Genomic DNA, 14,099 nt, shown 5'->3' on the forward strand with positions numbered 1-14,099 from the left:
GCGGCTTTTCGTGCGCTGAGCGCGCAGTTCCCCGCGCCCCTGACGGGGCCCTTACGGGGCCACGTCGTCGCGGCGTACCGAGAGGAGGTCCTCGAGCTGCTCCTCGCGGGCCTGGGCCGCGACGAAGAGGAGTTCGTCGCCCGCCTCCAGGGAGTCGTCCGCGGTCGGCGCGAGGACGCGCGTGCCGCGGATGATCGTGACCAGGGACGTGTCCTCGGGCCACTGGACGTCGCCGACCTGCGTGCCCGCGAGGGCCGACTCGGGCGGCAGCGTCAGCTCGACGAGGTTCGCGTCGCCGTGGCTGAAGCGGAGCAGGCGCACCAGGTCGCCGACGCTCACCGCCTCCTCGACGAGCGCGGACATCAGGCGCGGCGTGGAGACCGCGACGTCGACGCCCCAGGACTCGTTGAAGAGCCACTCGTTCTTGGGGTTGTTCACGCGGGCGACCACCCGCGGGACGCCGTACTCGGTCTTGGCGAGCAGCGAGACGACGAGGTTGACCTTGTCGTCGCCGGTCGCGGCGATCACGACGTTGCAGCGCTGCAGCGCCGCCTCGTCGAGCGAGGTGATCTCGCAGGCGTCGGCGAGCAGCCACTCGGCCTGCGGGACGCGCTCGACCGAGATGGCGGTCGGCGCCTTGTCGATGAGAAGGACCTCGTGGCCGTTCTCCAGGAGCTCACCGGCGATGGAACGGCCCACCGCGCCTGCTCCGGCAATGGCGACCCTCATCAGTGACCGCCTTCCTCGGGGCCTTCGGCGAACGCCGCCTCGACCTTGTCCACGTCGCCGGTGCGCATCATCACGTGCACCAGATCGCCTTCCTGCAGCACCGTCTGGGAGGTGGGCAGGACCGCCTCGCCCAGCCGGGTGAGGAAGGCGACGCGTACGCCGGTCTCCTCCTGGAGGCGGCTGATCTTGTGCCCGATCCAGGACTGCGAGGCATGCACCTCGGCGAGCTGCACCCCACCGGTGGGGTCCCGCCACAGCGGTTCGGCGCCGGACGGGAGCAGCCGGCGCAGCATCTGGTCGGCGGTCCAGCGGACCGTGGCGACCGTCGGGATGCCGAGGCGCTGGTAGACCTCGGCGCGGCGCGGGTCGTAGATGCGGGCCGCGACGTTCTCGATGCCGAACATCTCGCGCGCCACCCGCGCGGCGATGATGTTCGAGTTGTCGCCGCTGGAGACGGCGGCGAAGGCGCCCGCCTCCTCGATGCCCGCCTCGCGCAGGGTGTCCTGGTCGAAGCCGACACCGGTGACGCGGCGGCCGCCGAAGCCGGAGCCGAGGCGGCGGAAGGCCGTGGGGTCCTGGTCGACCACGGCGACCGTGTGCCCCTGTTGTTCAAGGTTCTGCGCGAGAGCGGACCCGACTCTCCCGCAGCCCATGATGACGATGTGCACCTGTCCTTTACCCCGCACTCCTGGTCATCCCGCTGACCTGCGAAAACATCGTGCTCACTCTTCTCTCTCAGTCTGCTGGCAACAACGGGGCAACAGCGTGCGGCGTTGCCAAGAGACGAGCTTAAGCCGCAACCGGGCCCTTGCACTCACCCGCGTAGCCGCGAAAGGGCCCGGCGGGGGACGGGTCCCCCGCCGCCGTCCGCCCGATCGCGGGCTGATAGGCGCCCGATAGCCCGCGTCCCTGCAATGGATCGGGACAGGGCGGCGACGCGCCGAGGGTCGGACGAGGACGGCGGGCATGGTGGCGAACAGGCTTGGCGGAGATTTCACCGGGGTCGTGCTCGGACCCGGCGACCCGGAGTACGACACGGCGCGCCGGGTGTGGAACGGCACGGTCGACCGGCGGCCCGCGCTGATCGCACGCTGCCGGGCGGCCGGGGACGTCGGTGCCGCCCTGCGGTACGCGGTGGCCGAGGGGCTGCCCGTCTCGGTGCGCGGCGGCGGGCACAACGTCGCGGGCACCGCGGTCGCCGACGGGGCGCTCCTGATCGATCTGTCGCCGATGCGGGAGGTGACGGTCGACGCCACCGCGGGGCTCGCCACGGCGGGCGGCGGCTGTCTCCTCGGCGACCTGGACGCGGCCACCACGCCGTACGGCCTCGCCTGCCCCGCCGGGGTGGTCTCGCACACCGGGCTCGGCGGTCTGACCCTGGGCGGCGGCTATGGCTGGCTCGCCCGGAAGTGGGGGCTGACCTGCGACCACCTGATCGCCGCCGAGGTCGTCCTGGCGGACGGGAGCGTCGTCGAGGCCACTGAGCACACCCACCCCGAGCTGCTCGGGGCGCTGCGCGGCGGCGGCGGGAACTTCGGCGTGGTCACCCGCTTCACGCTGCGGCTGCGGCCGGTCGCCCCCGGGTACTTCCGGCGCGCGGTGTACCCGGTGGCCCAGGCGGGTCCCGTGCTCGCCGCCTACCAGGAGTTCGCGGAGGGGCAGGGCACCGATCTGCACGCGGTCGGCACGCTGCGGCGCGCGGCGGCGAACGCCTGGGTGCCCGCGGAGCTGGACGGGCGGCCCGCGCTGTATCTGTCCACCGCCTGGTTCGGCGACCCGGAGCGGGGGCCCGCCGCGACGCAGCCGCTGCACGGCGCCGTCGCCCCCGCGGGCGCCACCGAGGAGGTCCTTTCGTACGCCGCGCTCCAGGCACTCGGCGACACCTCGGAGCCGCACGGGCACCGCTACTACACCAAGTCCTGCTATCTCACCGGGATCGCGGCCGCCGCCGACGAACTCGCCGCGGCCACGACGGAGATCCCCGCACCGCTCTCCACCATCGACTTCGAGTTCCTGCGCGGCGCCATCTCCGAGGGCGGCGAAGGCTCCGCGTTCCCCAACCGCGACGCCCCCTACATCTGCACCGCGTCCGCGCACTGGACCGACGCGGCCGACGACGGCCCGAACGCCGCGTGGTCGCGGCGCACCATCGGGCGGCTCGATTCCTGGCGGCACCACGGCGTGTACGTCAATTACCAGGAGGACGCCGGGAATTCCCGCGCCATGGACACCTACGGCGACCGCCGCTACCGGCAACTGGCCGAGGTGAAAAGGAAGTACGACCCGCAGAACCTCTTCCGGGGCAATCAGAACATCCGCCCCAGCGAATGAATCCCCGCGTCAGAAATTCATGATTCAGAAGGAGTGAGGACCATGCAGAAGAGCATCATGGAAACCGCCGGGCACTTCGCACCGCCGCGCACCTGGGGCGCGGAACCGGACGCCTTCATCCGGGCACTGCGCTCCCCTTGGTACGGCCTCGTCGCCGATCTGGAGGACCTCGTCCTGCGGGCCACCGTGGAGTACGCCCACTCCCGGGGGCTGCGGGCGATGTACCTGCCGATGACGACGCGGACCATCACCTGCCCGACGGGGCTCGGCAGCGACTCCGAGCCGGTGCCGGTGACGGTCTCCGGAGTGGACACCTATCTGCCCGACTCCATGCAGTTCCTCCTGGAGTACGGCTGCCGGCTCGCGCCCGGCGGCTGCTACAACGTCCTGCCGTCGTTCCGCGGCGAGCAGCCCGACCGGACCCACCTGGGCCAGTACGTGCACAGCGAGGCCGAAATCCCGGGCGGGCTCGACGACTTGATCGAGTACGTCGAGGGCTATGTGCGCCACCTCGCGGGCAGCATGCTCGACCAGTACGGGGCGCGCCTGGCCGAGCGGGCCGGGGACGTCGCGCACCTGGAGCGGATGGCCACCCACTCCGGCGGCTTCGAGCGGCTCACCTTCGACGAGGCCGCGCGGCTGCTCAGGAACGACGAGGGCACCATCCGCGACGAGGGCGACTGGCGCACGCTCACCAAGCGCGGCGAGCAGCTGCTCATGGAGCGGGTCAGCGAATTCGTCTGGGTCACCCACTTCGACCACCTGTCCAACCCCTTCTACCAGGCGTTCTCCGACAGCAGCCAGCGCAGCGCCAACAACGCCGACCTGCTGTTCGGCATGGGCGAGGTCGTCGGCTCCGGGGAGCGGCACACCGGCAGCGGCGACGTGCGCAAGGCGCTCGCCATGCACGACGTGCCGGAGCGCGACTACGCCTGGTACGTGAACATGAAGGACGAATTCCCCATGCAGACCTCCGGGTTCGGGATGGGCGTCGAGCGGTTCCTGATGTGGGTCCTCAAGCACGACGACATCCGTGACATCCCGCTGATCTCGCGGGTGGCCGAAGAGCAGAAGTGGCCCGAGAGCGTCGACCGCCCCTGAGCGCGCCCCGCCCCCGTACGGAAGGAATTCAGGGCATGCCGAAAATCCTCTTCGCCAACCCCAACAGCCGCGCCATGGTGGCGCGCCCCGAGGACATACCCGTCGACGTACGGCCCTTCTACGACGTCATCGGCGACCGGCTCCTGTGGTCACTGGAGAGCGGTGACATCGCCGTCATTCCCGGTCACGTCAACAAGGACTTCCTCGGCTATCTCGCCGCGACGCTCGGCCTGTTGCCGGAGGAATTCACCGTACTGAGCCTGCGCGACTACACCTCCGCGAGCTGGTACCCGGACAGCAACCCCGAACTCGTCGAGGAACTGCGCGACCGGATCGCGGCGAGCGGCGTCGGCGCCGACGCGTGGACCGTCACCTGCTATCTGCACGACCGGGACGTCGCCCGCTGGGAGACCCTGCTCGGCGTGAACCACGTCGACGCGCAGCCGTTCGCGCAGAACATGGTCGAGCTGGTCAACACCAAGTCCGTGTTCAGGGCGCTCGCGCTGGCCGCCGGAGTGCCGGTCCCGGAGGGCCGTGTCACCGACCCCGGCGCGGAACTCGTCGACGCCGTCACGGAGTTGATGCCGCGCACCGGATCGGTGATCGTCAAGCAGGACCAGAACTCCGGCGGCGACGGCAACGTCCTGGTGACCACCGACCCCGACGTCGTCGGCCTCGGCGCCTACCGGGTGCTGCGGATCACCGGGACGGACCGGGCGCGGATCCGCGCCGCGCTCGAAGAAGTGGGCCTCGCCGAGCCGCCGGTGCTGCCCCGCTACACCGCGGGCGCGCGCATCGTGGTGGAGGTCTACCACCCGTACGCCAAGACGCTCTCCTCGGAGCTGTACGTGCCGCCGCGCACCGCGCCCGTACTGCTCAACTACGGCGACATGCGCATGGAGCCGGTGTGGAAGGGCTACGTCTTCCCGCCGCAGGACCTGGCGGGCACCGACCACGCCCAACTGTGCGCGGACAGCCAGCAGATCGCGCTGCTCGCCCAGCGCATCGGCTATCACGGGCTCATCAACATCGACGCCGTCCTCGACCAGCGGGGACGGATGCTCTACACCGAGTTCAACGGCCGGGCGGGCGGCGCCACGAACATCGACGTCATCGCCCGCAGGCTGCTCGGCGAGGACTATCTGCGCACGCACGTCGTCGTCTCCCACAATTCGCTGCCCGCGCGGAGTCTGGGGGAGTTGCTCGCGCATCTGCGGGCGAGCGGGCGGCTGTTCTCCGCGGAGCGGGGTCATGGGGTCATCGTGGCCACGGACAGCACGCAGACGACCGGGACCGTCGAGCTTGTCTCCATCGGCGTCGACCGGGAGCAGGCCGAAGGGCTTGAAGCGGAGGTCGAGGCGCACCTGCGCTGCGTGGCGGGCGCCTGACCGTTCTCGTGGGCGCGGCAGCCGCGGGTTCGTTGTGGCTGAGCGCGCCCACGCGGCGGAGCCGCACATGTCACAGCCCCGCGCCCCTGACGGGGCGCGGCCCCCCATCTCAACTTGTCGCCTGGAGGCGTCATGCGCATTGGAATCCTCGGCTGGGACCGGGAGGAGACGGAGTCGGTCGGACTGTTGCACGCGGGCAAGGAGCGCGGGCACGACGTCGTGCTGTTCACGCTCGACGACATCGCGCTGACCCGTACCGCCACCGGTTCGGAGCCCACCGCACTCGGCATCCCCGTCCGGCACTTCGACGTCATCGTGTCCCGGGCCGAGCTGCGGCCCGCCACCTTCCAGGCCGATCACGAGCGCTACTCGCTGCTGAGCGAGGTCCCCGGCGTCACCGTGCTCGACCCGGCCGTCACCTACCTCACCACCGAGTGCAAGCTGCAGGGCCTGCACCGGCTCGCCGCCGCGGGCCTGCCCGTCGCGCCCACCCGGTCCTGCGGCTCGCTCGCGGACGTCACCGACGCCCTGGAGGAGTGGGGCCCGCTGGTCCTGAAGCCGTCGTTCGGATACGGCGGCACGGACGTGGAGCGGGTCTTCGACGTCAAGGCCGACCGGGCCGTGATCGACCGGCTGTTCGCGGCGTATCCGATCCTGGTCGGCCAGCCCTATCTGCCGCATCCCGACGGGGACGTACGCATCACGCTGGTCGGCGACGAGCCGGTGCTCAACTGCCGCCGTGTGCCGGTCGGCGGCGACCACTGGAAGGCCAACATCATGCAGGGCGCGCGGTCCGTGCCCTTCGAACCCACCGACGAACTGCTCGACGTCTCCCGCAGGGCGGCCCGCCTCATGGGCATCTCCATCGCCGCCCTCGACTTCCTGCCGAGCCCGGACGGCTACCGGATCGTCGAGATCAACAACACCCCCGGCTGGTACTTCGTCGACGAGGAGGAGCAGCGGCGCATCTGCCATGCGGTCCACCGGTTCCTGGAGCGGACGGTATGACGAGCGTGCAGGAACCACCCGCGCCGCACACGGCGGGACCCGCGGCCGAGGGGGGCGGGCGCAGGCCGGGCCGCCTCCGGGCCGTCGCCGAACTGCCGCGTGCCGTGAAACTCGGCCTCGCCACCCTCTTCGTCATGAACGCCGCGACCTACGTGGCCTTCCCGCTCCTCGCCGTGAAGCTCACCACGGTCGACCACGCGTCGGCCGTGCAGATCGGCACCACCCTGACCGTCTTCCTGCTCGCCGCCCGGCTGACGCCCGTCGTCGCGGGGCCGCTCGCCGACCGCTACGACCCGCGCATCGTCATGGCGGTCGGCGCGCTCTCGCGCGGCGTGGGCTTCCTCGGCCTCGGGCTCGGCCACGGCACGGGGCAGCTCATCGCCTCCGCGTTCCTCGCCGGAGTGGGGGCCATCTACGAGGCGCCGGTCAGCGCGATGCTGGCCGCGCTGCCCGAACCCCTGCGGTCCCGCGCGTTCGCCATGGAGAACGCGCTCCTGAACGCCGGGGTGATCGGCGGGCCCGCCCTCGCCGCGGCGCTGCTCGCGGTGGGGCCCCGGGCGCCGTTCGTGGCCAGCGGGGTGCTCTTCGTCCTGCTGCTCCTGGTGGTCCGCGGGATCACGATGCCGGCCGGGGCGGGCCGCCATGAGGCGCCGCAGAGCGTGCCGCGGCACTTCAAGAACGTGCTCGGCCACCGCTGGTTCGTCGGCTTCTGGCTGCTGATGCTGCCCTGGTGGTTCCTCTTCACCCAGCTGGGAGTCGCGGTTCCGCTGCGCTCGGACGCGCTGGCCGACACCAGCTGGATCAGCGTCCTCTATCTGGCGAACGGCGTCGTCGGCATCACCAGCATCCTGTTCGTGAAGCGGCTCCACGACCGCTACGGGGCGCGCATGATGCCCGCGCTCGGCTATCTCCTGGTGGCCGTCGGATTCGGCGCGGTGACGCTCAGCCAGTCGCCGTGGTGGCTGCTCGCCTGCGTGGCGGTGTACTCCGTCGGCGAGACGGTCATCCTCTTCTCCTCGCAGCTCATCCTCGCCTCGTTCGCGGGCGGTTCCACGCGCGCCAGCTTCTTCGGTGTGTACGCCGGGTCGTGGGCGCTCGGCGGCAGCGTCGGCAACTACGTCGGCAGCAGGCTCGCCGCCGATCCGCTCAGCCATGCGCCCTGGCTGCTCTTCGGAGCCGTGGGGCTCGTCGCGGCCGCCGTCGCCGCGCTGACCTTCTCCCGCCGTGAGATCTGAGGAGCCGACATGCCGAACATGACAGGGACGACGACGCTGCCGGAGGCCGGGCGGAGCCCGGCCCACCGGCGGCTGATGTCCGTGCTCGACGGGTCCTTCGTGGACTACCGGGTCATCGACCACGAGGCGGAGGGGCACACCCTGCGCGCCAGCGACCTGCGCGGTCACGAACCGGCGAAGGCGGCCAAGTGCATGGTGGTGCAGGTGCGCAAGAAGGCCACGGACGCGCGGGTGACGGTGCTCGCCGTCGTGCCGGGGGACCGGCGGGTCGACTTCAAGAAGGTGCGGCGGCTGTTCGGCGGGGCGGACGCCTCACTGGCCGACCAGTCGCTCGCGGAGCGGATCACGGGCTGCGTCAGCGGCTGCATCATCCCGTTCTCCTTCGACGCCGGGCTGCACCTGGTCGTCGATCCGGGACTGCTGGTCCACGACGAGATCTACTTCAACGCGGCACGGCTCGACCAGTCGATCGCCCTCGACACGGAGCACTTCCGTGCGCTCAGCGATCCGCTGGTGGCGCCGATAGCGCGCTAAGCGCTCCGCGGGAAGTACGGTCCACATCTGCGGGTGCGTCGTGGCTGGTCGCGCAGTTCCCCGCGCCCCTTCGGGGCGCACCCGAACCGCACCGGACAGGCCCTAGGGACAGGCCCCGGGCGGGCGCACGCGCAGGTTCAGGACCCCGACGGCTCCGCGCCGCTCGGGGTCCGCGTGCGGGCGCGGAACGCCCGGCCCTTGGCGCGGTTCCCGCACTCCGCCATCTGGCACCACGTGCCCGAGCGGTTCTTCGAGTGGTCGTAGAAGACCCACAGGCAGTCCTCGGCCGGGCAGACCTTCAGGCGCGGCCAGGTGCCCTCGCGGGCGGCCGCGTCCACCAGGGCGAGGATGCGGCCGAGCGCGGTGCGTACCCCGGTCCGCTCCTCGGGGCCGACGTAGGAGGTGCCGTCGTCGCGGAACCGCAGCCGGATCACGGTGTCCGCGGCGAGCGTGTCGAGGGTGCGTGCGGCCGCCGGGTCCATGGGGCGCCCGGAGTGGGTCGCGGCCAGTGCGCGCAGGGCCTCGCGGACCTCGAGCGCGGTCTGCCAGGCGGCGTCGTCGACGGTGGTCCCGGCGCCGATGAGCTCGCGTCCGGTGAGCCAGGACCGCAGGTCGTCGGGGGAGTCGAGGCCGTCGCTGCGGGTCTCCAGGTCGCGGGTGTTGATGAACTCCCTGACCAGCTCCAGTGCGCCCGGAGCGTCCTGTCGCTTCATGCCTGCCCTCCATTGACTAACCGGTAAAACCTTTTGTAGGTTACTTCGTGGTGGTGCGCTGGGCAACCAGCGGGCCCGCCGCCCCCACACAGAGGGAGAGACGGACATGGGTGCCGAGCGGAGCAGGGGTTCCGTGACACATCGGATAGGTGCCTCGTCATGGACCCGCCATTCCGGTACGGCAGCGATGGTGCTCGCGGCGGCGCTGTGGGGCCTCGGCGGCACCACGGCGGGCCAGCTGTTCGCGCACGGCGCCGACCCGCTGGAAGTCGTGGAGGTCCGCACCTGGGTGGCCCTCGTCGGGTTCGGCGCCCTCTACGCCGTACGACGCCGTCGAAGGCGCCCGGCACGGCGCACGGAGCCCGTCGACCGGCGTGCGGTGCTCGGCTTCGGCATCGCCGTCGCGGTGTCGAACGCCGCGCTGTTCCTGGCCATCGACAAGCTGCCGGTGGCCGTGGCGCTGGTGCTGCAGAACCTCGCTCCCGCCTTCGTCGTGGGATGGGTGCTCCTGGTGACCCGCACGCTACCCAGTCTCCGCGTGGTCGTCGGCCTGGTCGTCGCGCTCCTCAGCGTCGCCCTCGTCGTGGAGCTGCCCACCACGCCGCTGCGCGACATCGACGCGGCCGGCATCCTCCTCGGACTCCTCGCGGGCGCGGGCGTCGCCGCCTTCTCCGTGCTCGGCGCGCGGGCCGCGGGCTCCGGCGGCGCGCTCGTCGCCAACACCGGCGGCTTCACGGTCGCCGCCGTCGCCTGGCTCGTCTTCCAACTCCCGCACGGCGCACCGGCGTTGTTCGACGACCTCGCGCTGCTCGCCGGGGCCGTCGCGGTCGGCGTCTTCGGTACGTTCGTGCCCTTCCTGCTGTACGCGTGGGCGGCCGCCCGGGTCGGACCGCAGGCGGGCGCCGTGAACATCTCCCTGGAGCCGCTGTTCGGCGCGGTCCTCGCCTGGGTCTGGCTCGGGCAGGCCGTCACCCCGGTGCAGATCGCCGGCGGGCTCGTCCTGCTCGTCGCCGTGGTCTGCCTGCAGAGCAGTCGCATCGCGGCTCCGCCGCCCGCGCCACCCGCCCCGCCACGCCGACGACCGGCCGCCGCGGGCCCCGAAGGCCACGCGGAGCGTGCGGCCCACTCCGACTTACTGCGGTCGGGGGCGTGATGGGCACCTCGACCTGCGGTGCGCGCACCGTCATCGCACCGGCCGGCCCCGTGGCGCCGGAGGAAGGCCCCCGGCCCCGGCCCGCCGTGCAGATGCGCCTGCTCGGCCCGATGGAGGCGTCCCTCGGCGGCGAGCCGATGCTCCTCGGCGGCTCACGCCAGCAGACGGTCCTCGCGGCCCTCGCCCTGGAGGCCGGCCGCGTCATCCCCCTCGACCGCCTCATCAGAGCGGTCTGGGACGACGCCCCGCCGTCCACCGCCCGCTCCCAGATCCACATCTGCATCTCCGCGCTGCGCCGCATCCTCGCCGTCGACGAGTCACCGGTGATCGTGACCCGCTCGCCCGGCTATCTGCTCGCGCTGCCCCAGGACAACATCGACGCCCACTGGTTCGACAGCCTCGTCACCCAAGGACGTACGGCCGCGAGCAACGGCCACACCGCCGCGGCCGCCGAAAGCCTGCGCGAAGCCCTGACGCTGTGGCGCGGCCCCGCGCTCTCCGGCATCCCCAGCCGCATCGTGCAGGCCGGCGCCACCAAGCTCGACGAGGCGAGGATGGCCGCCACGGAGGAGCGCATCCGGCTCGACCTGCGGCTCGGCAGGCACCACGAGATCATCGGCGAACTCCATGCGCTGACCGCCGCCGAGCCGTTCAGGGAGACCCCGCAGGCCCAGCTCATGCTCGCCCTGTACCGCTCGGGACGGCAGGCCGAGGCACTGGAGACGTATCAGAAGGTGCGCGCCACGTTCGCCGCGGAACTCGGCATCGAACCCGGCGAGGAACTGCGCCGCCTGCACCACGACATCCTCGCCCGGCACGCCCGCCTCGACCTCGCGGCGCAGGAGGCCGAGCACGCCGGGGAACGCGCCCCCGGGCCCGTCGAGATCGTCACCATGCCCCGCCAACTGCCCGCGGGAATCCACGACTTCGTGGGCCGCGCCCGCGAACTCGCCCGGATCCGCTGCGCACTCCTGCCCGACCAGGGCGACGCCACGGGCGCTCCCGCGCCGCGCGTCATGGCCATCAGCGGCCAGGCGGGCGCGGGCAAGTCCACCCTCGCGGTGCGGGCCGCGCACGAGGTCTCCGAGGCGTTCCAGGACGGCCAGCTCTACGCGGACCTCGGCGGATTCCGCGACCCCGCGCGCAGCGCCCACGAAGTGATGGGCGGCTTCCTGCGCGCCCTCGGCGTGGCCGCGCACGTCATCCCCGACGACGCGCGGGAACGCACCGAGCTGTACCGCAGCAGGCTCGCCGCCGCCCGCGTCCTCGTCGTGATCGACAACGCGGTCAGCGAGCAGCAGGTGATGGCGCTGTCCCCGGGCAGCGGCCGGTGCGCCGTCATCGCGACCAGCCGCTCCCGGTTCACCGGACTGCCCGGCGCCCATCAGCTCGACCTCTGCGTACTGGGCCGCAAGGAGTCCGAGGAGTTCCTCACCCGGGTGCTCGGCGCGGACCGCGCCGCCGCCGACCCCGCGGCGCTCGGCGCGCTGGCCCGCCGCTGCGGCGGCCTTCCGCTGGCCCTGCGGATCGCGGGCGCCCGGCTCGCGGCCCGCGCGCACTGGCCCGTCGGGCGGCTCGTGGAGCGGCTCGGCGACGAGGACCAGCTGCTCGGCGAGCTCGTCCACGGCGAACTCCAGCTCAGGGGCTGCCTCCAGGAGTCCTACGAAGCACTCGCCCCGGCCGCCAAGAGCCTCTTCCGCAGGCTGGCCCTGCTCGAAGCGCCCGACTTCTCCGGCTGGATCGCCGCGGCGCTGAGCGACCGGAGCCTGCTGGAGGCGGAGGACCTCCTCGAAGTCCTGGTGGACGCCCGGCTCATCGAGGCGGGCAGCGGCGCCCGCGGCCAGGGCAGCCGTTACCGCTTCCCCGACCTGGTGCGCGCCTTCGCCCGCGAACGGCTGCGCCAGGAGGAACCGCAGCCGGAGCGCCGCGCGGCCCTGCGCAGGACGCTCGGCACCTGGCTCGCGCTCGCCGAGGAGGCGCACCGCAAGGAGTACGGCGGCGACTTCCTCCTCGTGCACGGCGACGCGCCCCGCTGGCGGCTGCCCAAGGCGTTCACCGACCGGCTGCTGCGCAGGCCGATGGCGTGGCTGGAGAGCGAACGGCGCTGTCTGACCGCCGCCGTGCTGCAGGCGGCCGACCACCGGCTCCCCGAGATGTGCTGGGACTTGGCGCTCACCTCGACCACCCTCTTCGCCGCGGGCGGGCACTTCGCCGACTGGCGGCAGACCGCGAGCGCGGCGATCGGGGCCACCGAGCAGTACGGGAGCCCGCGCGGGCGCGCCGCGAGCCACTACTCGATGGGCTCGCTGCACAGCGCCCAGGGCCGGCTCCACCAGGCCGCGGTGCACTTCGGCACCGCACTCGACCTGTTCACCTCGCTCGACGACGACCGCGGCGCCGGACTCGTCCTCACCGCCCTCGGCGACGTCAGCCGACGGCTCGGCCACGACGGCACCGCCCACCGGCAATGGGCGGCGGCCCTGACCGCGCTCGGCCGCGCGGGCGACCGCGTCGGACAGGCGCAACTGCTCTGCGCCATGGCAAGGGCCCGGCTCGCCGAAGGCGACTACCCGCGCGCGCGGCGCCTGTTGGTCAAGGCGCTCGGCGCCTGCCGCCGCGCCGAGTCCAGCAGGGCCGAGGCACCCGTCCGGCTGCTCTTCGGCCAACTTCATCTGCGCACCGGCAGGCTGGGCTCCGCCGAACGCGGATTCCACTGGGCGCTGCGCATCGCACGGGCCAACGGGGACCGGGCCGACGAGGTGCGGGCCCTGCACGGCCTCGGCCTGGTGCGCCGCGGCCAGGGCAGGCCGCGCCCGGCGCGGACCGCCCTGACACAGGCGCTGGAACTGGCCAGGCAGACCGGCGACCGGGAACTCGTCGAGCAGGTTCGGCAGTCACTGGTTGCACCCTCGCAGGCAGGAGAGCGGTCATGTCCCCCTTCCCACGATTACGTCTGACGACCGGCGAAGCGGAGAGCGCCGTACGGGACCTCGACGCGGTCGATGTCGTACGGGAGGCGCTGACCATGCCGTCGGGCGCCACGGGGGACGAATCGGTGATGTTCTTCGACGAAGCGGCGGACGAGCTGCTCCTGTTCGACCGCGTGACGCGGCAGGAGTGGCGTCTTCCCGCATCGACCGCCGTCAGGCTGTGGCGGGCCTGCCTGTGCGCCGCGGCGGCCCACGCGTTCGTCGCCCCCGGGGTGATCACGGCGGGGGTGATCGGCGCCGACGCCATGGACAGGGCCTCGCTCGTCCTGCTCTCCCGCGCGCTGCCGGGCCTGAGCCATGTGGCGCTGTACGACGACGCGGTGGCGGGCCCTGGCGACGGGCCGCGGCCGCCGCGCACCGTCTGCGGCGGTGACGACGAGGTGGCGCTCGCCCTGATGCGCAGCGCCAAGGACGCGCTGATCGGCGCCGATCTGGTGGTGCTCGCCTCGAACGCCACCTGTGTGGCGGGGGAGTGGCTGGCCCGCGGCACGGTCCTGGTCAACGCGACGCCGCAGGACGTCACGGACGAACTCCACAAGGAGGTGGCCCATCTCGTCGTCGACGATCCCCGGCTGCTGCCGCTCGCACCGGGCCGGCGTGCGGCACGGATGGCCGAACCGCCCGCCAGGCTCGGCCAGTTGCTCGGCGTCGGTGCGGTCCTTCGGCGCCACCGCGACGACACGGTCCTCGTCGACCTCTATGGGGCGGGCCTGCACCAGCAGTGGTTCGTCACCCGGTTGTGCCGCTCGGCGCACGTGCGTGGCCTGGGCAAACGCTGCGGGCGATAGCGGCGGCACGGGGCGCGGGGCCGCCCCCATCGCGGGCCGATAGCCCACGGATAGTCCTCCCTCCTGGAATCGGATGCGGCGCGTTTCTGCCGCATCCGATTTCTGCTTCACCCACCACAAGAGGGAGGT

General features: G+C 72.5%; 12 protein-coding genes. 9 read left to right on the forward strand and 3 right to left on the reverse strand.

Annotated features, from left to right (window positions below):
* Window positions 1–51: 51 nt before the first annotated feature.
* Together ACFWZ2_RS16915 and ACFWZ2_RS16920 are read right to left on the reverse strand one after the other, a co-directional pair.
* Entirely contained in the window at window positions 52–729 is a 678-nt protein-coding gene (locus tag ACFWZ2_RS16915; RefSeq protein ID WP_384546273.1) for a potassium channel family protein, read from the reverse strand.
* Window positions 729–1,397: a potassium channel family protein gene (locus ACFWZ2_RS16920; protein WP_384546275.1), complete on the reverse strand. Its 669-nt coding sequence runs from the start codon at window positions 1,395–1,397 to the stop codon at window positions 729–731. Before ACFWZ2_RS16920 ends, ACFWZ2_RS16915 begins: the two co-directional genes overlap by 1 nt.
* A gap of 298 nt (window positions 1,398–1,695) precedes the next feature.
* Between ACFWZ2_RS16920 and ACFWZ2_RS16925 the strand changes: the two genes are divergently transcribed.
* From ACFWZ2_RS16925 to ACFWZ2_RS16950, 6 genes are all read left to right on the forward strand, one after another.
* Window positions 1,696–3,060, forward strand: coding sequence for an FAD-binding oxidoreductase (locus ACFWZ2_RS16925; protein WP_384546277.1), 1,365 nt, complete (start codon window positions 1,696–1,698; stop codon window positions 3,058–3,060).
* 42 nt (window positions 3,061–3,102) lie between these two features.
* Window positions 3,103–4,161 carry an amino acid--tRNA ligase-related protein gene (locus ACFWZ2_RS16930; RefSeq protein ID WP_384546278.1) on the forward strand — a complete coding sequence of 353 codons (1,059 nt, stop codon included), beginning with the start codon at window positions 3,103–3,105 and terminating at the stop codon, window positions 4,159–4,161.
* Window positions 4,162–4,196: 35 nt separating this feature from the next.
* Window positions 4,197–5,549: a peptide ligase PGM1-related protein gene (locus tag ACFWZ2_RS16935; protein WP_384546279.1), complete on the forward strand. Its 1,353-nt coding sequence runs from the start codon at window positions 4,197–4,199 to the stop codon at window positions 5,547–5,549.
* 132 nt (window positions 5,550–5,681) lie between these two features.
* A complete protein-coding gene (locus ACFWZ2_RS16940) occupies window positions 5,682–6,557 on the forward strand; it encodes a RimK family alpha-L-glutamate ligase (protein WP_384546281.1) in 876 nt (291 codons plus the stop codon).
* Window positions 6,554–7,792 carry an MFS transporter gene (locus tag ACFWZ2_RS16945; protein WP_384546283.1) on the forward strand — a complete coding sequence of 413 codons (1,239 nt, stop codon included), beginning with the start codon at window positions 6,554–6,556 and terminating at the stop codon, window positions 7,790–7,792. Before ACFWZ2_RS16940 ends, ACFWZ2_RS16945 begins: the two co-directional genes overlap by 4 nt.
* A gap of 9 nt (window positions 7,793–7,801) precedes the next feature.
* Window positions 7,802–8,326 carry a YbaK/EbsC family protein gene (locus ACFWZ2_RS16950; RefSeq protein WP_384546285.1) on the forward strand — a complete coding sequence of 175 codons (525 nt, stop codon included), beginning with the start codon at window positions 7,802–7,804 and terminating at the stop codon, window positions 8,324–8,326.
* Between the two features lie 137 nt (window positions 8,327–8,463).
* Here the strand turns inward: ACFWZ2_RS16950 and ACFWZ2_RS16955 are convergent, their stop codons facing one another.
* Window positions 8,464–9,039: a CGNR zinc finger domain-containing protein gene (locus ACFWZ2_RS16955; protein ID WP_384546287.1), complete on the reverse strand. Its 576-nt coding sequence runs from the start codon at window positions 9,037–9,039 to the stop codon at window positions 8,464–8,466.
* Window positions 9,040–9,172: 133 nt separating this feature from the next.
* Between ACFWZ2_RS16955 and ACFWZ2_RS16960 the strand changes: the two genes are divergently transcribed.
* Genes ACFWZ2_RS16960 through ACFWZ2_RS16970 form a run of 3 tightly spaced genes read left to right on the forward strand, consistent with a single transcriptional unit; the run spans window position 9,173 to window position 13,970 of the window.
* A complete protein-coding gene (locus ACFWZ2_RS16960; RefSeq protein WP_384546289.1) occupies window positions 9,173–10,192 on the forward strand; it encodes a DMT family transporter in 1,020 nt (339 codons plus the stop codon).
* Entirely contained in the window at window positions 10,192–13,149 is a 2,958-nt protein-coding gene (locus tag ACFWZ2_RS16965; protein ID WP_384546290.1) for a BTAD domain-containing putative transcriptional regulator, read from the forward strand. The genes ACFWZ2_RS16960 and ACFWZ2_RS16965 overlap by 1 nt, the downstream gene beginning before the upstream one ends.
* Window positions 13,122–13,970 (forward strand): hypothetical protein, encoded by an 849-nt coding sequence (locus ACFWZ2_RS16970; RefSeq protein WP_384546291.1) that lies wholly within the window; start codon window positions 13,122–13,124, stop codon window positions 13,968–13,970. The genes ACFWZ2_RS16965 and ACFWZ2_RS16970 overlap by 28 nt, the downstream gene beginning before the upstream one ends.
* Window positions 13,971–14,099 lie beyond the last annotated feature (129 nt).

The organism is Streptomyces sp. NPDC059002 (assembly GCF_042740435.1).
Lineage (GTDB): Bacteria > Actinomycetota > Actinomycetes > Streptomycetales > Streptomycetaceae > Streptomyces.

Coding starts and splice junctions, on each gene's coding strand:
- ACFWZ2_RS16970 (WP_384546291.1), top strand. CDS start 13,122: ATGTCCCCCTTCCCACGATTACGTCTGACGACCGGCGAAGCGGAGAGC.
- ACFWZ2_RS16925 (WP_384546277.1), top strand. CDS start 1,696: ATGGTGGCGAACAGGCTTGGCGGAGATTTCACCGGGGTCGTGCTCGGA.
- ACFWZ2_RS16940 (WP_384546281.1), top strand. CDS start 5,682: ATGCGCATTGGAATCCTCGGCTGGGACCGGGAGGAGACGGAGTCGGTC.
- ACFWZ2_RS16930 (WP_384546278.1), top strand. CDS start 3,103: ATGCAGAAGAGCATCATGGAAACCGCCGGGCACTTCGCACCGCCGCGC.
- ACFWZ2_RS16915 (WP_384546273.1), bottom strand. CDS start 729: ATGAGGGTCGCCATTGCCGGAGCAGGCGCGGTGGGCCGTTCCATCGCC.
- ACFWZ2_RS16935 (WP_384546279.1), top strand. CDS start 4,197: ATGCCGAAAATCCTCTTCGCCAACCCCAACAGCCGCGCCATGGTGGCG.
- ACFWZ2_RS16955 (WP_384546287.1), bottom strand. CDS start 9,039: ATGAAGCGACAGGACGCTCCGGGCGCACTGGAGCTGGTCAGGGAGTTC.
- ACFWZ2_RS16965 (WP_384546290.1), top strand. CDS start 10,192: ATGGGCACCTCGACCTGCGGTGCGCGCACCGTCATCGCACCGGCCGGC.
- ACFWZ2_RS16945 (WP_384546283.1), top strand. CDS start 6,554: ATGACGAGCGTGCAGGAACCACCCGCGCCGCACACGGCGGGACCCGCG.
- ACFWZ2_RS16950 (WP_384546285.1), top strand. CDS start 7,802: ATGCCGAACATGACAGGGACGACGACGCTGCCGGAGGCCGGGCGGAGC.